General features: G+C 76.0%; 17 protein-coding genes. 13 read left to right on the top strand and 4 right to left on the bottom strand.

Annotated elements, in window-relative coordinates; genetic code table 11:
* The first annotated feature begins 20 nt into the window (after positions 1-20).
* Positions 21-905: an aldo/keto reductase gene (locus ABD158_RS01280; protein WP_344002581.1), complete on the top strand. Its 885-nt coding sequence runs from the start codon at positions 21-23 to the stop codon at positions 903-905.
* Here ABD158_RS01280 and ABD158_RS01275 read toward each other — a convergent pair.
* Positions 870-2399, bottom strand: coding sequence for an MFS transporter (locus tag ABD158_RS01275; protein WP_344002578.1), 1530 nt, complete (start codon positions 2397-2399; stop codon positions 870-872). The genes ABD158_RS01280 and ABD158_RS01275 overlap by 36 nt on opposite strands.
* Positions 2400-2542: 143 nt before the next feature.
* On the opposite strand from ABD158_RS01275, the gene ABD158_RS01270 reads away from it, so the two are divergent.
* From ABD158_RS01270 to ABD158_RS01235, 8 genes are all read left to right on the top strand, one after another.
* Entirely contained in the window at positions 2543-3253 is a 711-nt protein-coding gene (locus ABD158_RS01270) for a TetR/AcrR family transcriptional regulator (RefSeq protein WP_344002576.1), read from the top strand.
* Between the two features lie 4 nt (positions 3254-3257).
* A complete protein-coding gene (locus tag ABD158_RS01265; protein WP_344002574.1) occupies positions 3258-4205 on the top strand; it encodes a DUF389 domain-containing protein in 948 nt (315 codons plus the stop codon).
* A 9-nt stretch (positions 4206-4214) separates the two neighbouring features.
* Complete coding sequence (locus ABD158_RS01260) at positions 4215-5810, top strand: carboxyl transferase domain-containing protein (protein ID WP_344002572.1); 1596 nt, start codon at positions 4215-4217, stop codon at positions 5808-5810.
* 10 nt (positions 5811-5820) lie between these two features.
* Positions 5821-7704 carry an acetyl/propionyl/methylcrotonyl-CoA carboxylase subunit alpha gene (locus ABD158_RS01255; RefSeq protein WP_344002569.1) on the top strand — a complete coding sequence of 628 codons (1884 nt, stop codon included), beginning with the start codon at positions 5821-5823 and terminating at the stop codon, positions 7702-7704.
* A complete protein-coding gene (locus tag ABD158_RS01250) occupies positions 7701-8621 on the top strand; it encodes a hydroxymethylglutaryl-CoA lyase (protein WP_344002567.1) in 921 nt (306 codons plus the stop codon). The genes ABD158_RS01255 and ABD158_RS01250 overlap by 4 nt, the downstream gene beginning before the upstream one ends.
* 121 nt (positions 8622-8742) lie before the next feature.
* The gene (locus tag ABD158_RS01245; RefSeq protein WP_344002564.1) at positions 8743-9828 is read left to right on the top strand and encodes a hypothetical protein; all 1086 of its coding nucleotides are present in this window, start codon (positions 8743-8745) and stop codon (positions 9826-9828) included.
* Complete coding sequence (locus ABD158_RS01240) at positions 9818-11014, top strand: hypothetical protein (RefSeq protein WP_344002561.1); 1197 nt, start codon at positions 9818-9820, stop codon at positions 11012-11014. Before ABD158_RS01245 ends, ABD158_RS01240 begins: the two co-directional genes overlap by 11 nt.
* Positions 11011-12207 (top strand): hypothetical protein, encoded by a 1197-nt coding sequence (locus ABD158_RS01235; protein WP_344002559.1) that lies wholly within the window; start codon positions 11011-11013, stop codon positions 12205-12207. The genes ABD158_RS01240 and ABD158_RS01235 overlap by 4 nt, the downstream gene beginning before the upstream one ends.
* Here the strand turns inward: ABD158_RS01235 and ABD158_RS01230 are convergent.
* The gene (locus tag ABD158_RS01230; RefSeq protein ID WP_344002556.1) at positions 12168-12848 is read right to left on the bottom strand and encodes an EcsC family protein; all 681 of its coding nucleotides are present in this window, start codon (positions 12846-12848) and stop codon (positions 12168-12170) included. The genes ABD158_RS01235 and ABD158_RS01230 overlap by 40 nt on opposite strands.
* A 68-nt stretch (positions 12849-12916) precedes the next feature.
* Between ABD158_RS01230 and aat the strand changes: the two genes are divergently transcribed.
* Both aat and ABD158_RS01220 read left to right on the top strand, forming a co-directional pair.
* Positions 12917-13648: a leucyl/phenylalanyl-tRNA--protein transferase gene (gene aat / locus ABD158_RS01225; protein WP_344002553.1), complete on the top strand. Its 732-nt coding sequence runs from the start codon at positions 12917-12919 to the stop codon at positions 13646-13648.
* Positions 13649-13696: 48 nt separating this feature from the next.
* Positions 13697-15823, top strand: coding sequence for a sulfatase-like hydrolase/transferase (locus tag ABD158_RS01220; protein ID WP_344002549.1), 2127 nt, complete (start codon positions 13697-13699; stop codon positions 15821-15823).
* Here ABD158_RS01220 and ABD158_RS01215 read toward each other — a convergent pair.
* Both ABD158_RS01215 and ABD158_RS01210 read right to left on the bottom strand, forming a co-directional pair.
* Complete coding sequence (locus ABD158_RS01215; RefSeq protein WP_344002546.1) at positions 15804-16688, bottom strand: TrmH family RNA methyltransferase; 885 nt, start codon at positions 16686-16688, stop codon at positions 15804-15806. The genes ABD158_RS01220 and ABD158_RS01215 overlap by 20 nt on opposite strands.
* Positions 16685-17023, bottom strand: coding sequence for a rhodanese-like domain-containing protein (locus ABD158_RS01210; protein ID WP_344002542.1), 339 nt, complete (start codon positions 17021-17023; stop codon positions 16685-16687). The genes ABD158_RS01215 and ABD158_RS01210 overlap by 4 nt, the downstream gene beginning before the upstream one ends.
* 115 nt (positions 17024-17138) lie before the next feature.
* Between ABD158_RS01210 and ABD158_RS01205 the strand changes: the two genes are divergently transcribed.
* A complete protein-coding gene (locus tag ABD158_RS01205) occupies positions 17139-17573 on the top strand; it encodes a hypothetical protein (RefSeq protein WP_344002539.1) in 435 nt (144 codons plus the stop codon).
* A gap of 55 nt (positions 17574-17628) precedes the next feature.
* Positions 17629-18267: a DUF305 domain-containing protein gene (locus ABD158_RS01200; protein ID WP_344002536.1), complete on the top strand. Its 639-nt coding sequence runs from the start codon at positions 17629-17631 to the stop codon at positions 18265-18267.
* Positions 18268-18509: the final 242 nt, after the last annotated feature.

Here is an 18509-nt window from a genome sequence, read left to right as displayed (position 1 = left end):
TTAACGGCTAGCGTCGGAGCATGAAGACGCGCATCCTCGGCAACCCGTCCGTCGGTCGTGTGGAGGTCGGCGCCGTCGGGCTCGGCCTGATGACCTTCGACCAGACCGGCACGCAGCCCCGCGAGCAGCTGCTCGACACGATCCGCGCGGCGCTCGACGCCGGCGTGACCCTCCTCGACACCGCCGACGCCTACGGCGACGCCGAGACCCACGGCGCCGACGCCATGGGCGCCAACGAGCGCCTGGTCGCCGGCCTGCTCGACGAGCTCGGCGTCCGCGACCGGGTGCTGCTGGCCACCAAGGGCGGTCACACCCGCACCGACGACGGCGGCTGGGACCTCGACTCGCGCCCCGAGCACCTGCACGCCGCGGTCGACGCGAGCCTGGAGCGGCTCGGCGTCGAGCAGATCGACCTGTGGCAGCACCACCGCCCCGACCCGAAGGTCCCCTACGACGAGGTGATCGGCACCCTCGGCGAGATCGCGCGCACCGGGAAGGTCGCGATGATCGGGCTGTCGAACGCCGACCCCGACCAGATCCGCGCCGCCCACGCCGAGCTGGGGAGCGCGCTGGTGAGCGTGCAGAACCAGTTCAGCCCGAAGTTCCGCTCCAGCCGGCCCGAGATCGAGGTGTGCGAGGCCCTCGGGCTCGCGTTCCTGCCGTGGAGCCCGCTCGGGGGTCTCGCCGACGCCAAGGAGCTCGCGGAGAAGCACCCCGCGTTCGCCGAGGTCGCCACCGAGCGGGGCGTCAGCCCGCAGCAGGTCGCCCTGGCCTGGGAGCTCGCGGCCTCCGAGTGCGTGATCCCGATCCCGGGCGCCAAGCGTCCGCAGTCGATCCGCGACTCCGCCGCGGCGGCCGACCTCGAGCTCTCAGCCGACGAGCTGGCCCGCCTCGACGCCTCCTGAGCGCGCGGGGCGGCCCGTCCGCACGCGTCCGGGCAGCGCGACCAGGCCCGCCAGGGCGGCCGCCAGGCAGAGCACGCCGATCACCGTGCAGCCCGCGGACAGCCCGACCATGAACGCGTCGCCGAGGGCGTCCGCGACCAGGGGGGAGTCGGCGGCGATGACGGCGGTCGCGCCGACCGAGTCCTCGGCCGCGGCCAGGGCGGCCGGGTCGAGCCGGCCGCCGAGCAGCTCGCCGAGGCGCTCGGCGTACAGGCTGGAGAAGAGGGAGCCGACGACGGCGACGCCGAGGGTGCCGCCGAGCTCGCGGGTGGCGTCGTTGACCGCGGAGCCGACCCCGGCGCGCGCGGGGGGCAGGACCTGGAGGATCGACTCGGTCGCGGGCGTCGAGACCAGCCCGAGCCCGAGGCCCAGCAGGACCATCTGCGGCACGATCACCTGCGGGTACGACGCCTCCAGCTCGAGCCGCGAGATCCACAGGAACGCCGCGGCCAGCGAGGCGAGGCCGGTGACCACGACGGCACGGGTCCCGATGCGCGGTGCGAGCAGCCCGCCCACGACCGAGGCGATCGCGATGCAGACCGCCACCGGCAGGATCCGCAGGCCCGTGCCGAGCGCCGAGTAGTCGCGGGCGAACTGGAAGTACTGCGTGATCAGGAAGATGAACCCGAACAGGGCGAAGAAGACCACCGTGACCGCGCCGGCGGCGGCCGAGAAGCGCCGGTCGGCGAAGAGCGTGACGTCCAGCATCGGGTGCACCGCGCGCCGCTCCACGAGCACGAACGCCGCCAGCAGCACCGCCGCGACCGCGAAGCCGCCCAGCGTCGCGGCGGAGGTCCAGCCGTGCTCGGGGGCCTCGATGATCGTCCACGTCAGCAGGCCCAGCGCGGCGACCGAGACGACGAGCCCGGGGCGGTCCAGCGGCGGCACGTCGGGGTCGCGCGACTCCGGCACGAAGGCCAGGGTCATCACGATCGCGACCCCCGCCACCGGCAGCAGCGCCCAGAACACGGCGTGCCAGGTGAAGTGCTCGAGCAGCCAGCCGCCGCTGACCGGGCCCAGCGCGACCCCGAGACCGACCGCGGCGCCCCACAGCCCGAGCGCGCTCGCCCGCTCGCGGCGGTCGGGGTAGGCGTTGGCGATGATCGACAGCGTCGTGGGGAAGATCAGCGCCGCGCCGACCCCCATCACGAACCGCAGCGCGATCAGCGCACCGCTGGAGTCGACCAGCGCCGCGGCGCCGGAGGCGAGCCCGAACCCGGCCAGTCCGACCAGCAGGGCGGGGCGGCGCCCGAAGCGGTCGGAGACGCTGCCCATCGCGAGCACCAGCGCCGCGAAGGCCAGGTTGTAGCCGTCCACGATCCACAGCAGCTCTCGTGTGTCGGCGCCGAGCTCGGTGGCGAGGCTCGGCAGCGCGACGTTGACGATCGTCGTGTCGAGGTTGATGGTCAGCGCCGCGAGGCACACGGTGGCGAGGACGAGGGGTCTGCGGGTCATGGCTGCTCCGGGGGTCCGGGACGCGTGCGGCGCCGGGGCGGGAGGGGAGGAGGACCGCCCGGTGTGGACGGTGTCAACATCGAGGATGCCGGTGGATGTGGACGGTGTCAACACCACAGCCCGGGGCGGCTAGGCTGCGACGCGTGACGACCGCGACGTACCACCACGGCAACCTGCGGGCGGCGCTCGTCGAGGCGGCCGTCGCGGTGGCCCGCGAGAGCGGGCCCGAGGGCCTAGCGGTGCGGGACCTGGCACGTCGGGTCGGGGTCTCGCACAACGCGGCGTACCGCCACTTCAGCGACCGCGACGCGCTGGTCGCGGAGGTCGCCGCCGTCGGGCTCGCCGAGCTCACGTCCGCGATGCACCGCCGGATCGCCCGGGTGCCGCCGGAGGACGCCGACGACCCGACCCGGCCGGCGCGGTCGCGCCTGTCCGAGTGCGGTCGCGGCTACGTCGACTTCGCGCTCGCCGAGCCCGGGCTGTTCCGCGTCGTCTTCGCCGCCTACCCGCAGGCGCCGAGCGTCGAGGAGCTGCCGGCCCGGGCCGACGCCGACGACCCCTTCACCGTGCTCAACGCCCTCCTCGACGACCTCGTCGCGGTCGGCTTCCTCGCGCCCGCCGCGCGCGCCGGGGCCGAGATCACCTGCTGGTCGGCCGTGCACGGCTTCGCGGTGCTGCACTCGGAGGGACCGCTGCGCCAGCTCGACGGGGCCGCACGCACGGCGATGCTCGACGTCGTCCTCGACACCATCGACCGCTCGTACGGCGCGACCACCGCGGGCCCCGCGAGCCCCGCGCCGTCGGCCGAGCCGCGCGCGCCTCGGCCGCGTCCGGACGGGGCCGGGCCAGGATGACCGCGTGCTGCACGTCCGACTCACCGCCCCGCACGACCTCGCGGAGGCGGTCCTCACCCGGCTCCGCGACGACCCGACGGTCGTCCACCTCGTGGTCCTGCGCGGCGTCGTGGTCGACGGCGACGGCGACCTGCTGACGTTCGACCTCGCCCGCGAGAACGCCAACGCGGTGCTCGGCGACCTGCGCGACCTCGGCGTCGAGGCCCACGGGTCGCTGCGGGTCGACGAGGCCGAGACCCTGCTGTCCGACGCCGCCGACCGCGCCGAGGACCTCGCCCCGGGGGAGCCGGTCGACGCCGTCATCTGGGACGCCGTCGAGGAGCGGGCCGCCGTCGACGCGCGCTGGTCGTGGTCGTTCCTGGCGTTCATGGTGCTCGCGACCCTCATCGCGAGCGTCGGGCGCTACCTCGACCAGCCGATCCTCATCGTCGGCGCCATGGTCGTCGGACCGGAGTTCGCGCCCCTGGCCTGCGTCTGCTTCGCGCTGGCGCGGCGCTCCTGGGGCCTGATCGGCCCCGCGACGTTCACCCTCGCGACGAGCGCGGGCCTGGCGGCGCTGGCGTCGTACGCCCTGTGGCAGGTCGCGGACCTCCTCGGCGTGGTCGAGGAGCGGGCGGCGACGACGGGCGAGCTGACCGAGTTCATCGTCGCCCCCGACGTCTGGTCGTTCGTGGTCGCCGTGCTCGCCGGGGTCGCCGGCGTGCTCTCGCTGACCGCGGCGAAGTCCTCGACCCTGGTCGGCGTCTTCATCTCGGTCACCACGGTCCCGGCGATCGGGACCCTCGGGCTCACGCTCGCCGTCGGCGCCTGGGGCGAGGCCTGGTCGTCGGTGCTGCAGCTCGCGATCAACGTCGGGGGCATCGTGCTCGCCGGCACCCTCACGCTGCTCGTGCAGAGCGCCATCTGGCGGCCCGGGCGTCGCCGGTGGACGCCCGAGGTTAACGATCGCTAACCTCAGGGTGTGAGCACGCCCACCTCCCCGCCCACCCTGCGCGACCTGACCGACGACCTGCGCGCCCGGCTGGCCGCCGTCCGGCTCGGGGGCGGCGAGGCGTCCCGCGCCCGCCACGTCGGCCGCGGCAAGCTGCTGGCCCGCGACCGCGTCGACCGCCTGCTCGACCCCGGCAGCCCGTTCCTCGAGCTGAGCCCGCTCGCCGCGACCGGCATGTACGGCGCCGAGGACGGCGTGGACAGCGTCCCCTCCGCGGGCATCGTGACCGGCATCGGCCGGGTCGCCGGCCGCGAGTGCGTGGTCGTGGCCAACGACGCGACCGTCAAGGGCGGCACCTACTACCCGATGACGGTCAAGAAGCACCTGCGCGCGCAGACGATCGCCGCCGAGCACGGCCTGCCGTGCCTCTACCTCGTCGACTCCGGCGGCGCGTTCCTGCCGCGGCAGGACGAGGTGTTCCCGGACCGCGACCACTTCGGCCGGATCTTCTTCCACCAGGCCCGGATGTCGGCCCGCGGCATCCCGCAGCTCGCCGCCGTCATGGGCTCCTGCACCGCGGGCGGCGCCTACGTGCCGGCGATGAGCGACGAGTCCGTCATCGTGCGGGAGCAGGGCACGATCTTCCTCGGCGGCCCGCCGCTGGTGAAGGCCGCGACCGGCGAGGTCGTCACCGCGGAGGACCTCGGGGGCGGCGACGTCCACGCCCGCACCTCCGGCGTGGTCGACCACCTCGCCGTCGACGACGCCCACGCGCTGCGGATCCTGCGCTCGATCGTGGAGACCCTGCCCGCCGTGCCCGAGCCCGAGACCGCACCCGTCGAGGAGCCGCTCGAGCCCGCGGAGTCGCTCTACGACGTGGTGCCGGTCGACGCGCGCACGCCGTACGACGTGCGCGAGGTGGTCCGCCGCCTCGTCGACGGCAGCCGCTTCCACGAGTTCAAGCAGCTGTACGGCGAGACGCTGGTCTGCGGCTTCGCCCGGATCTGGGGCCACGAGGTCGGGATCGTCGCCAACAACGGGATCCTGTTCTCCGCCTCGGCGCAGAAGGGGGCCCACTTCGTCCAGCTCTGCGAGCAGCGCGGCGTGCCGCTGCTGTTCCTGCAGAACATTACGGGCTTCATGGTCGGCCGGGAGTACGAGAACGGCGGCATCGCCCGCGACGGCGCGAAGCTCGTGACCGCCGTCGCGAGCTGCACGGTCCCCAAGCTCACCGTCGTCGTCGGCGGCTCCTACGGCGCCGGCAACTACGGCATGTGCGGACGGGCCTACGACCCCCGCTTCCTGTGGATGTGGCCCAACGCCCGGATCTCCGTCATGGGCGGCGAGCAGGCCGCCTCCGTGCTCGCGACCGTGCGCCGCGACGGCCTGGAGGCCCGCGGCGAGGAGTGGTCGGCGGAGGACGAGGAGGCGTTCAAGGACCCGATCCGCGCGCAGTACGAGACGCAGGGCTCGCCGTACTACTCCACGGCGCGCCTGTGGGACGACGGCGTGATCGACCCCGTCGACACCCGCCGCGTGGTCGGGATGGCTCTGCGCCTCGCCGCCCGCACCAGCCCCGAGCCGCGACCCACCGACGGCGCCGGCTTCGGCGTCTTCCGGATGTGAGGACCGAGTCATGACCAGCGACCCCACGACCCTCCTGGTCGCCAACCGCGGCGAGATCGCGCTGCGGGTGGTCCGCTCCGCCCGTGCCGCGGGCATGCGGACCGTCGCGATCCACACCGACCTCGACGCCGCCGCGCCCCACGTGCGGGGCCTCGGCGCCGCCGACGTCGCGGTGCGGGTGACGAGCTACCTCGACGTCGACGACGTCGTCCGCGCCGCCGTCGAGACCGGGGCCGACCTGGTGCACCCCGGCTACGGCTTCCTCTCCGAGCGGGCCGCGTTCGCCCGGGCCCTCGACGCCGCCGGTGTCACGCTGGTGGGCCCTGGCGCCGAGGTCATGGACGCCATGGGCCGCAAGGACCACGCCCGTGCGATCGCCGAGCGCGCCGGGGTGCCGGTCGTCCCGTCGTACGACGCGGGGGACCCGGCCTCGATGACCTTCCCGGTGCTGGTCAAGGCCGCGGCCGGCGGTGGCGGCAAGGGGATGCGGGTGGTCCGCGCGGTCGGCGAGTACGACGAGGCGCTGGCCGCCGCGCGGCGCGAGGCGCAGGCGGGCTTCGGCGACGACACGATGCTCGTGGAGCGCTACGTCGAGCGCGGCCGCCACGTCGAGGTCCAGGTCGTCGGCGACACCCACGGCACCGTCGTCCACTGCTTCGAGCGCGACTGCTCCACCCAGCGGCGCCACCAGAAGGTGCTCGAGGAGGCGCCCGCGCCGACGCTCACCCCCGCGCAGCGCGCGGAGCTCACCGAGGCCGGCGCCCGCCTGGCCCGCGAGGTCGGCTACGTCGGCGCCGGCACCGTCGAGTTCCTCCTCGACGCCGACACGGGCGAGTTCTTCTTCCTCGAGATGAACACCCGCCTGCAGGTGGAGCACCCCGTCACCGAGATGGTCACCGGCCTCGACCTCGTCGACCTGCAGCTGCGCGTCGCGCTCGGCGAGCCGCTGCCGGTGACCCAGGACGACATCACCCTGACCGGCCACGCCATCGAGGCGCGGGTCTACGCCGAGGACTCCTGGGCCGGCTTCCTGCCCCAGGCCGGCACCGCGACGCTGGTCCGCTGGCCCGACGACGAGGAGGACGACGACGTCCGGGTCGACCACGCCCTGCGGTCCGGGCAGGTCGTCAGCACGGCGTACGACCCGATGCTCGGCAAGGTCGTGGCCCGCGGCGACACCCGGGAGGAGGCCCGGCGTCGCCTGGTCGGCGCCCTCGACGAGACCGTCGTGCTCGGGCTGACCACCAACGCCGGCTTCCTGCGCGCGCTGGTCGCGACCGAGGAGTTCCGCGACGCCACCATCGACACCGCCTGGCTGGACCGCACCACCCTGGAGCCGCCGAGCGACGAGGCGGCCCGCGAGTTCGCCGCGACCAGCCTCGCCCGGCGGCTCGACGACGAGCCGCGCGGTCCGTGGCAGCCGGACCGGTTCCGCCTCGGCGGCCCGCCGGGCCCGCTCGTCGAGGACGCGGTGGTCCTGACGGGACGCGGCGGCTGGACGACGGTCGGCCGCGCCGACGCCGACGGCCTGCAGCAGGTCTCGCGGATGACCGACGAGGGCGCCGACGACAGCGCCTTCGTCCGCCGCACGGGCGCCGGCGTCGAGGTCGTCCACCGCGGCCAGCGCTTCGTGGTCACCAGCCACGACCCCTTCACCGAGGACGTCGCCGCCGCGGACGGCACCCTGACCGCGCCGATGCCCGGCACCGTCGTCGACGTCCGGGTCGCCGAGGGCGACACGGTGACCGAGGGCCAGGTGCTCGGCACGATGGAGGCCATGAAGATGGAGCTCGCCCTCACCGCGCCGTACGACGGGACGGTCACGGCGGTCGGCGCGGTCGCCGGCGCACAGGTCGCGATGGGCCACGAGCTGTTCGTGGTGAGCGCCGGATGACGCCGATGGCGGGCCTGCCGTCCGCGATCACGGTCTACGAGGTCGGCCCCCGCGACGGGCTGCAGAACGAGGCGGAGCCGGTCCCGACCGCCGTCAAGGCCGAGCTCGTCCGCCGGCTCCTCGCCGCGGGCCTGCCCGTGGTGGAGGCCACGAGCTTCGTCCACCCGCGCTGGGTGCCGCAGCTCGCCGACGCCGGCGAGCTGCTGGACACGCTCGCCGGCGACCTCGGCGACGCCGCCCGGGACCTGCCGGTGCTGGTGCCCAACGAGCGCGGCCTCGACCGCGCGCTCGAGCGCGGCTGTCGCCACGTCGCGGTCTTCGGCTCCGCGACCGAGACCTTCGCGCAGCGCAACCTCAACCGCTCCTGGGACCAGCAGTTCGCGATGTTCGCCCCCGTGGTCGAGCGTGCGCTCGCGGCGGGTGCCGACGTGCGCGCCTACGTCTCGATGTGCTTCGGCGACCCCTGGGAGGGCGACGTCGACCCCGACCGCGTCGTCGAGACCGGTCAGCGGCTCCTCGCGATGGGCGCCACGCAGCTCAGCCTCGGCGACACCATCGGGGTCGGGACCGCGGGTCAGGTCGGCGACCTCGTGCGCCGGTTCGTCGCGGCCGGCACGCCCGTCGACCGGCTCGCCCTGCACTTCCACGACACCTACGGCCAGGCGCTCGCCAACGTGCTGGCCGGGCTGCTGGCCGGCGTCACGACGTACGACGCGAGCGCGGGCGGCCTCGGTGGCTGCCCCTACGCCGAGTCCGCCACCGGCAACCTGGCCACCGAGGACCTGCTGTGGTTCTGCCGCGGCCTGGGGATCGACACGGGCGTCGACCTCGACGCCGTCGTCGCCGCCAGCGCCTGGCTCGCCGACGCCCGCGGCCGCCCGAGCCCGAGCGCCGTCGTCCGCGCCCTCACCGGCTGAGCGCACGGATCCGGCGTCGAGTCGGCCCGGGTGCGCAGGGATCCGGCGTCGAGTCGGCCCGCGTGCGCAGGGACCCCCGGCGCCCCGCGGGCGCCCACCGCGCCGCTGGCATGATCGGGGCGTGAGTCGTCGCCGGGTCTACCTCCACGTCGGCGCCCCGAAGACGGGCACGACGTACCTGCAGGACCGCCTCACCCTCAACGCCGCGAGCTTGTCGCGCCACGGCGTGCACTTCCCGAGCCGCAACCGGCTCACCGACACCCAGCGCTTCCACTTCCGCGCCGCGCTGGACCTGCTGGGGGAGGACTGGGGCGGCGAGCCCGGCCACGCCGCCGGCGCCTGGGACGCGATGGTCCGCCGCCTGCGCCGGGCCTCGGGGTCCTCGATCCTCAGCCACGAGATCCTCGCGCCCGCCCCGGCGGTCGCCATCGAGCGCGCCATGGCCGACCTGCAGGGTCGCGAGGTTCACATCGTCTACTCGGTGCGCGACCTCGGCCGCCAGCTGCCGGCCGCGTGGCAGGAGAGCATCAAGCAGGGCGACCGGTGGACCTTCCACACCTTCCTCAACCGGGTCGAGAAGGGCACGCCCTGGTTCTTCCGGGCCCTCGACCTGCCCCGCGTGCTGTCGCGCTGGGGGGCGCACCTGCCGCCGGAGCGTGTCCACGTGGTCACCGTGCCGCACCAGCGCGACGAGACCCTGTGGCTGCGCTACTGCGAGGCCCTCGACCTCGACCCGGCCTGGGCGCCGGTCGACAGCGACCAGGACAACCGTTCCCTGGGCGTCGCCGAGACCCAGCTCGTCCGGCGGCTCAACCGACGGGTGCCGCGCCGCGAGCGCCGCGGCGCGACGTACGACCGGCTGATCCGCGAGCTGCTGGCGCAGGAGAACCTGGCCCGCCGCTCCTCGGCCCCCGTGCGGCTGGCGCCCGACCGCTTCCCGTGGGCCGAGGAGCAGGCCCAGCTGTGGATCGACTGGCTGGTCGGCAGCGGCGTCCACGTCGTGGGCGACCTCGAGGACCTCCGCCCGCGGCGCCCGCCCGCGGACCAGCGGTGGTTCGACCCTGACCGGGTGACCGCGAAGCCGCTGCTCGGCGCGGCCCTCGACGCGCTCGAGGCGATGACCCACGAGGCCGCGACCCGCACCCCGCCCGAGCTGCAGCTCTCCGGCAAGGTCCGCACCGGCGCGAAGAGGCTCCGTGGGCGCTGACGACGACCTGGCGAGGGCCCGCGGCTGGGTCGCCCACCTGCTCGCCGGCGGCACCACCCCCTGGACGGCCTGGACGGGCCGGGCCGACCCCGCGAGCACCGGCCCCGCGAGCACCGGCCCCGCGAGCACCGACGTCCCCGGGTGGGACGGCCCCCTGCCCGGCGCCCAGCACCTCGAGGTGCTGCGCCGCCTCAACGGGCTCGGCGCCCCCGACCCCGCGCTCGCGCGCACGGTGCTCGCCACGGCGCCGCCCGGCCGGGGCGCCCTCGACCTGCGACTCGCGGGCCTGCCCAACCGCGGGTACGGCGCCCGCGCGGTCGACCCCGAGGCCCTGCCCGCCGACGAGCTCCTGCGCGTGGCCGTCGGCGCGCTCGCCGACCGGCTCGCGACCGCGGACCTCCCCGAGCGACCCGTCCCCACCCTGCGCCGGCGGCTCGAGGACGAGGCCCGCGCCCGGCTGCCGCGCCGCCACCCCTTCCGCCTCGTCGGCCCCCGCGCACGCGTCGACCCGGTGCGGCGCCGGCTGCAGGAGCTGGGCCGGACGCCGGGCGGTCGCGGCGCCGTGCACTACGTCGTCGGCGCCGACACCGGCCGGCTCGTCGTCGACGCGTGGGCCGCCCGCGCCGCGGAGGGCACCGCCCCGACCTGGCCCGAGTGGTTGACCACCTGGGTCGAGCGGGACTCCTGCCCGCCCCGCGCCGACCTCGCCGCCGTCGCCGCCCGCTGGGGCGCCCGCGAGCACGTCGGCGCCGTCGAGGTGGTCCTCGACGTCGGCGCGCTCACCGGTCTGCTCGCGACCCCCGCGCCCGTCACCGCCCCGCCGCCGCCGTCCGCCGCCGCCACCGAGCTCGTACGACGGGTCTCCACCGCGCTGGCCACCGAGGTCGAGCGCGGCCGCCGGGCCCGGCTGACCGCCGAGGTCCTGGCGCCCCGGGCGGTCCGGCTGGACGCGGGCGGCGAGCCGCTGCGCGTCCCCGGCCGTCACCACGACTGGCTGGCGCGTCGCGGGCGGGCCCTCGCGCGCGACCTCGCCGCGGGTGGCTACCGTGTCCACGGCCCGACCGGCCTCCTCGAGGACCCCCCCGCCCACGGAGTGCCGGCGCCGCAGGACGACGCCGTGCTCCGGCTGGCGCTCCTCGTGCTGGGCGACCCCGACCGACCGGACCCGAGCGAGGTGAGCGCGTGAGCAGGACCGTGCTGCTGCACGTGGGCACGCCCAAGACCGGCACCTCGCACCTGCAGGACGTCCTGTTCCGCAACCGCCACGCCCTGGCCGCCGACGGGCTCACCTACCCGACGGACCGCTTCGACGGTCACTTCCTCGCCGCCCTCGACCTGATGCGGATGCCGTGGGGCGGGCTCGAGGCCCAGGCCGTCGGGGCCTGGGACCGCCTGGCCGCCGAGGTCCGCGAGGCCCCCGGCACGAGCATCGTCTCCCACGAGATCCTCGCCGCGGCCTCCGCGCCGCAGGTCGGGCGCGCCCTCGCCTCGCTCGGCCACGGCGACGGCACCGAGGTCCACCTCGTCGTGTCCGTGCGCGACCTCGCCCGGCAGGTCCCCGCGGAGTGGCAGGAGAACCTCAAGCACCGCGCGACGCTGCCCTACGCCCGCTTCCTGCGCAAGATCCAGGACCCGTCGCGGCGCGGGCGCATCCCGGCGTGGTTCTGGGCGGTCCAGGAGGTGCCCGACATCCTCGACCGCTGGGGCGCCACGCTGCCGCCCGAGCGCGTCCACGTCGTCACCGTGCCGCCGCCGGGGGCCCCGCGCGACCTGCTGTGGAGCCGGTTCTCCGCGGCGTTCGGCCTCGACGGACGCGACCTCGACATCGCCCCCGAGCGGGCCAACCCCTCCCTCGGCGTGCCCGAGAGCGCGCTGCTGCGCCGCCTGAACCGGTCGGTCAACCACGTCGTCGACCCGGGCGACTACCGCCCGCTGGTGCGGGAGCTGCTGGCCCACCGCACCCTGTCGCAGCGCACCGACTCCCCGCGCCTGGGCCTGCCCGAGGACGTCCGGGAGTGGGCCGTCGACCTGTCCGCGACCTGGGCCGACGAGATCGAGCGCCGCGGCTACCACGTCGTCGGGGACCTCGACGACCTGCGCTGGGCCCAGAGCGACCCCCCGCCGTACGTCGACCCGGACCGGCCCAAGGAGAAGCAGGTGGCGGCCGCGGCCGTGGACGCGCTGCGGGCGCTGCTGGTCGAGCACGTCGAGCTGACCCGCGAGCGCGACGCGCTCATCGGGGAGCGCGACGACGCCCGCGGGGTCGCGGAGTCCGCGACCTCGACGCGGTGGCGGCGGCGCCTCGAGGGCTCCGCCGCCGGCCGCCGGTTCGTCCGGGGCTACCGCTGGTGGCGCGAGAGGAGCTCGCGGTCGGCGTAGCGGCCCAGCCGCCAGGTGCCGTAGCCGTCGGCGCTGGCGCCGACCACGCCGCCGACGACCGGCACCCGCCGGCTCACGGTGCTCGCGAGGCGCTTGCCGATGACGCGCCCGATCATCTCCTGGGCCACCGAGTTGGACAGGGAGACGCCGAGCTCGGGGTCGTCCGCCGGCGCCGTGGCCAGGGCCATCGGCGGCGCGGGGATCTGGCCGCGCTGGACCATCCGCTTCACGTCCTCCTCGCCGAGGAGGGTCACCAGGATGGCGTTGCGGGTGCGCGTGTCGGCGAGGTCGTAGCCGCGCAGGTGGGCGATCGCGGCGATCATCCGGCACTGCAGCAGCGCGAGGCCGATGATGTTGGCGGGCGCACCCACCGCCATCGCGGCGAGGCCGCCGATGTTGGTGGCGAAGCCCTGCGCGCCGGCGAGGCGCACGTGCGACTCGATGATCTCCTTCACTGCCTTCGCCTGGTCGCCGTCGGCGGACGCGAGCTGCTTGTCCGCGGCGGCGGCGGCGCCGGGCAGCGGGCCCACGCCGTCGATCGCCCGCGTCATCGCCTCGCGCACCAGCGAGGCGGTGAGCTTGGGGGAGAGGTTCGTGACCTTCGGCGCCAACCTGCGCCCGACGTTCTGCCTGATGCCCATGCCGTGATCCTACGGATCTCGGCCTGATCCCCGGCCCGGCCGTCGATGGGGGTGCCTAGGGTCGGGGCGTGCCCGTCGACCCTCCGCCCTCCCTGTGGGACATGGCCAGCCTCGCCCGCACCACGCTGGAGCGGCGCGGGGACGGTGAGCCCGGCAGCCTCGCCCAGGGCGAGGACGACGGGGTCGCGACCGGCGCCGACCTGCACCCCGGCACCCTGCTGGCGGCCTACCGCCACGGCCTGTTCCCCATGCCGTCCGGCGGGCCGGGCTCGCCGCCGTCGTGGTGGATGCCCGCGCGCCGGGGCGTGCTGCCCCTCGACGGTCTGGTCGTCTCCCGCTCCCTGCGCCGCTCGGTGCGCGAGACCGAGGTGCGCGTCGACACGGCGTTCGACGCGGTGCTCGCGGCCTGCGCCGACCCCTCGCGACCCGGGCACTGGATCGACGAGTCGATGGTCGCGGCGTACACGCGGCTGCACGAGATGGGCTGGGCCCACAGCGTGGAGGCCTGGCGCGACGGCAAGCTCGTCGGCGGCCTGTACGGCGTGGCGATCGGGGGGCTGTTCGCCGGCGAGTCGATGTACCACCACGCCCCCGACGCCTCGAAGGTCGCGCTCGTCGGGCTGGTCGACCTGCTGCGCGCCGACGGCGACCCCCGGCGGCTGGTCGACGTGCAGTGGCACACCCCCCACCTCGGGAGCCTCGGGGTGGTCGAGCTGCCCCGGACCGTCTACCAGCGACGGCTCGCCGAGGCGCTGGACGCGCCCCTGCCGCCGGCGTTCGCGGGTCCACCCGACCGCTGACCTACGCTGACCGGGCCCGCAGGACGCCGTACGACGAGGAGGTGCCCGGTGCCCGACCCCGCGCGCCCCCGGCGCCCCCTCGGTCGCCGTGCCGTGGTCCGCGGCCTCGCCGCCGCGGCCGTGCTCGGCGCCACCGGCTGCACCCGCGACCCCGACGGACCCACCGACGGCGCGTCCGGCCGCACCCTCGGCGCCCCGCCGGCCTGCGACGAGGCGTCCGGCACCCCCGCCCGCCCCCGCCGCGGTCGCGTCAACGTCGTGGTGGTCTCCGTCGACGACCTCGGCTGGCAGGAGCTCGGCTGCTACGGCAGCGACTTCAACGAGACCCCCGAGATCGACCGGATGGCGGCGGAGGGCGTGCGGTTCACCCAGGCCGACGCCGCCGCCTCGGTCTGCTCGCCGAGCCGCGCCGCGCTGGTGACCGGCCTCTACCCCGGGCGCACGGGCATCACCGACTACCTGCGACCCGAGGCCGCGCTCAGCGAGGCGTTCCTCTCGCCCGACCTGCCGACGGTGCCCGACGTGCTCGGCGTCCGCGGCTACTCCTGCGGGCTGGTGGGCAAGTGGCACCTCACGGAGGTCTTCAGCGGCCCCTACCGCGAGCGACCCGGCAACCCCTTCGCGCACGGCTTCGACGACGTCGTGGTCACCGAGCAGCGCTACATCGGCTCCAGCGACTACGTCCACCCCTACGCCTTCATGCCCGACGAGCCCGCCCGCGAGCCCGGGGAGTACCTCACCGACCGCGTCGCCGACGAGGTCGAGGCCTACCTCGCCCGGCACCGCGCCGAGCCCTTCTTCGTCCACGTCTCCAACTACGCCGTGCACACCGAGCGGGTCGCGAAGCCCGCGCTGCGGGAGAAGTACGCCGCCAAGGCGGACGAGGTCGCCGCGGCGGGCGGCGCGGCGGTCGACGAGGACCGCGTCGTGCTCGCCGCGATGCTCGAGAGCGTCGACGACCAGGTGGGCCGGCTGCGCCGCGCGCTGGAGTGCCAGGGCCTCGCCGACGACACGGTCGTGATGATCACCTCCGACAACGGCGGCTCCAACAGCGAGCGCAACCTGCCGCTGCGCGGCGGCAAGGGCGAGCTGTACGAGGGCGGCATCCGGGTGCCGCTGGTCGTCTGGGGTCCCGGGGTCGTCGACGGCGGGCGCGTCTCCGACCTGCCGGTGAGCACCGTCGACCTCCTGCCGACCGCCGCCGACCTGGCCGGGGTGCCGGCGGGCCGGCGCCCCGCCACCGACGGGGTGAGCCTGCTGCCCACGCTCACCGGTCGCGGCGAGCAGGAGCAGCGCGACGCGACGTACTGGGTCTTCCCGCACCACTTCGGCGCGATCCGGCCGTACGCCGCGGTGCGGGCGGGCGACGAGAAGCTGCTGATGTGGCTGCGCGACGAGTCCGTCGAGCTGTACGACCTCGCCGCCGACCCGGGGGAGACCGACGACCTCGCGGCCCGGCGACCCGCCTCGGTCACCCGCCTGCGCGGGCTGCTGCGCGCCCACCTCGACGAGCTCGACCTCTTCCCGGGCCCGCCGCCGGACGGCCCCGGCGGTCGGCGGCTGCTGGGGCCCGACGCGGACCTCGCGCCCCGCGCCGTCGTCGTCGGCGACCCCGTGGCGGACGCCCGGCTCGACGGTGGCTCCGGCGGTGGCTCCGGCGGCGGGTCCGACGGGGCGAGGCTGGTGCTCGGGGGTGGCGAGGGCCGCGAGGTGCTGGTCGTCACCGACGTCGCGCCCGGCTCCGACGACGTCGGGATCGTCGCGACCCCGGCCCCGCTGCGCGGTGGAGCGCGCGGCCGCAACCTGCTGCTCGGTCTCGCCCGGAACGGCGGCACGTCGGTCCTGCTCCGCTACCGCCACGACCGGCGCGGCGTGGCCTGGGAGGTCCGCCTCGACGGCGAGCTCCGCGACGTCGGCGCCGAGCCGCTGCGCGGGATGGACGGCACGGTGGACCTCTCCCGCCCCGGGTCGCGGCTCGCGCTGCGGCTGCGCGGGCACCAGGCCGCGGCGTACGTCGAGCAGGGCGAGGGCTGGGAGCTGCTGTTCCGCGCCGACGTCGGCCCCGCGCTCGACCTCGGCGACCCCGGGGTGCGGGCGGGGCTGCGCTACGCCGTCGGCGCCCGGACCGGCGACGGCGAGGTCGTGGTCGAGCGGCTCACGGCCCGGACGCTGTGACCCGGCGCTGCCGCGCCGCCTCGTAGAGGACCGCGGTCGTGGCCGCGGCGAGGTTGAGGGAGCTGGCGGCGCCACGCATCGGGATCCGGACGGTCACGTCCGCGGCGTCGCGCCAGGCCGCGGACAGCCCGCGGGTCTCGTTGCCGACCAGCAGCACCGTCGGGCCGGTGAGGTCGACGGCGTCGACGGGGTCGGAGCCGGACTCGTCGGTCGCCACCGTCCGCACGGCGACACCGCGCTCGCGCAGGCCCTCGACCCAGGCGAGGACGGTGACCGGCTCCGGGGCCCTCACCACCGGCAGCGCGAACAGCGAGCCGGTGGTGGCCCGCACCGCGCGAGGGTCGTAGGGGTCGGCGGCGTGACCCGTGACCACGACCCCGTGGGCGCCCAGGGCGTCGGCGGAGCGGACCACCGAGCCCAGGTTGCCGGGGCTGGTGGGGCGGTCGAGGACGACGACCAGGAGGTCGTCGGGAGCGCCGAGGCGCTCCAGGTCGTCGACGGGCAGCGCGACCACGGCGAGGACCTCGGGCACCTCCTCGTCCTTCTCCCCGAGCTCGGCCAGCAGCTCGGGCGCGAGGGCGTGGACGGGCACCCGGCCGCTCCCGGTGCCGGTGTCACCGCCGGTGGCGGTGTCGTCGACGAGCGCCCGGGCCCATCGCGACGGCGCGTGGTCGAGCGCCACGAGCAGCTCGCGGACCTCCCACCCGTGCTCGACGGCGAGCGAGATCGGCCGGACGCCGTGGACGAGCATGGCGCCCGCGCGGTGGCGCTTGCGGCGGTTGCCGAGCAGCGCCTGCCACTGCTGGAAGCGGGCGTCGCGGGCGTGGACCGCCACCCCGCCGCGGGCCGGGCCGAGGTCGCTCACACGACCTGCGCCGGCGCCCCGGTCTCGCTGACCATCGGCCGCCCGGCGGCCTCCCAGTCGAGCATGCCGCCGTCGAGGTTGACCACGTCGTAGCCCTGCGCGGAGAGCCACGCGACGGCGCGCGCCGACCGGCCGCCGACCTTGCAGACCACGAGGGTGCGGCCCTCCGGGACGTCGCCCAGGCGCCCGGCCAGCTCGGAGAGGGGCACGTGGACGGCGCCGTCGACGTGGCCGGCGACCCACTCGTCGTCCTCGCGGACGTCGAGGACCGTCAGGTCGTCGGGAAGCGGGTCGGGGACGCCGTCGATGGCGACGGTCGGCACGGGCGGCTGCATGGACCCATCATGACGCCCCCGCCGGCGACCCCCGCGGGGGTGTGCGGCAGCGGGTGTGCGGGAGCGGGTGTGCGGGAGGACGGCCGGGTCCCGCCCGGCTCGTAGGCTGGTCGGCATGAGCCGCCGGGTCGCCCTCGCGCTGCTCGTCGCCCTGGTGGCGGCGGGCGTGCTGGGGATGCACACCCTCGGCCTCCACGGCACCGCCCACGCCGGCCACGGCGACGTCGCCACGACGGCCGGGCAGGCGGCGGGCCACTCGGCGGGCCACTCGGCGGGCCACTCGGCGGGGCTCGCGTCCGGGGCGGACGGGACCTCCGCGGCGCCGGCCGACGACCCGCTCGGTGCCCCGGCCGACGGGGTCGCGACGGCCTGCCTGTTCCTGCTCGTGCTGGGGGCGCTCGTCGCCCTGCTCGGGCCGCTGGCCCGCCGCCCGGTCGGGACGTGGCGGCTCGCGCCGCCCGGGCGGCGCGCGCCGCGCCCCGTCGTACGCCGGGTCGTGCTGCCGACGCGACCACCGCCGGTGTGGGAGCACTCCGTCGTCAGGTGCTGAGGGTTCCGCGCTCCGGAACCCACCCCTGCACGCACCCACGGAAGGTCCACCACCCATGCGCACGCTGCTGCCTGCCCTGAGCACCCCGCTCGCCCTGACCGCCCTCGTCGCGGGCCTCGCCACCGCCTGCGGTGCCGAGGAGTCCGCCCCGGCCGCGCCTGAGCTGTCCGACACCGAGCACAACGACGCCGACGTCGCCTTCGCGACCGAGATGATCCCCCACCACGCCCAGGCCCTCACGCTCGTCGACCTCACGGCCGGCCGCGACCTCGACCCCGCGCTGACCGCCATCGCGGACGACATCCGCGCGGAGCAGTCGCCCGAGGTCCAGACGATGGCCGGCTGGCTGACCTCGTGGGACGAGGAGGTCCCCGAGACCCTCCGCGACCACTCCAACGCCGGCCACGGCGGCGACCGCCCCTCCGACGTGATGGCCGACCTCGAGGCCGAGGGCGACACCATGACCGGCATGCCCGGGATGCTGTCCTCGTCCCAGCTCGCGACCCTCGAGGACGCCTCCGACGACGAGTTCGCCGGCTTGTGGGTCGAGGCGATGATCGGCCACCACGAGGGCGCCATCGACATGGCGACCACCGAGACCGAGGAGGGCCGCTACCGACCGGCCGTCGACCTCGCCGAGGACATCGTCGACGCCCAGACCGCCGAGATCGCCGAGCTGGAGCGCTTGGGCTGAGGTAGTCCCTGACGTTCGGGCCGTGAACCGGACGGGCAGCCCGGCGGGGATAGTCCCTGACGTTCGGGCCGTGATCTGGACGGATCCGTGGTCGGAACGTCAGGGACTACCCGCGTGGTGGTGCGGTCCGGTCGCGGCGGGGTAGTCCCTGACGTTGAGGCCGTGATCTGGACGGATCCGTGGTCGGAACGTCGGGGACTACCCGCGTGGTGGTGCCGTCTGGTCGCGGCGGGGTAGTCCCT

The sequence above is a fragment of the Nocardioides lentus genome, assembly GCF_039529515.1.
In the GTDB taxonomy this organism is placed as follows: Bacteria; Actinomycetota; Actinomycetes; order Propionibacteriales; family Nocardioidaceae; genus Nocardioides; species Nocardioides lentus.
Note: the sequence above shows the minus strand (reverse complement) of the source record. Positions and strands in the feature narration are given on the sequence as shown.

Coding starts and splice junctions, on each gene's coding strand:
- ABD158_RS01275 (WP_344002578.1), bottom strand. CDS start 2,399: ATGACCCGCAGACCCCTCGTCCTCGCCACCGTGTGCCTCGCGGCGCTG.
- ABD158_RS01210 (WP_344002542.1), bottom strand. CDS start 17,023: ATGCAGCCGCCCGTGCCGACCGTCGCCATCGACGGCGTCCCCGACCCG.
- ABD158_RS01255 (WP_344002569.1), top strand. CDS start 5,821: ATGACCAGCGACCCCACGACCCTCCTGGTCGCCAACCGCGGCGAGATC.
- ABD158_RS01200 (WP_344002536.1), top strand. CDS start 17,629: ATGCGCACGCTGCTGCCTGCCCTGAGCACCCCGCTCGCCCTGACCGCC.
- ABD158_RS01280 (WP_344002581.1), top strand. CDS start 21: ATGAAGACGCGCATCCTCGGCAACCCGTCCGTCGGTCGTGTGGAGGTC.
- ABD158_RS01230 (WP_344002556.1), bottom strand. CDS start 12,848: ATGGGCATCAGGCAGAACGTCGGGCGCAGGTTGGCGCCGAAGGTCACG.
- ABD158_RS01250 (WP_344002567.1), top strand. CDS start 7,701: ATGACGCCGATGGCGGGCCTGCCGTCCGCGATCACGGTCTACGAGGTC.
- ABD158_RS01205 (WP_344002539.1), top strand. CDS start 17,139: ATGAGCCGCCGGGTCGCCCTCGCGCTGCTCGTCGCCCTGGTGGCGGCG.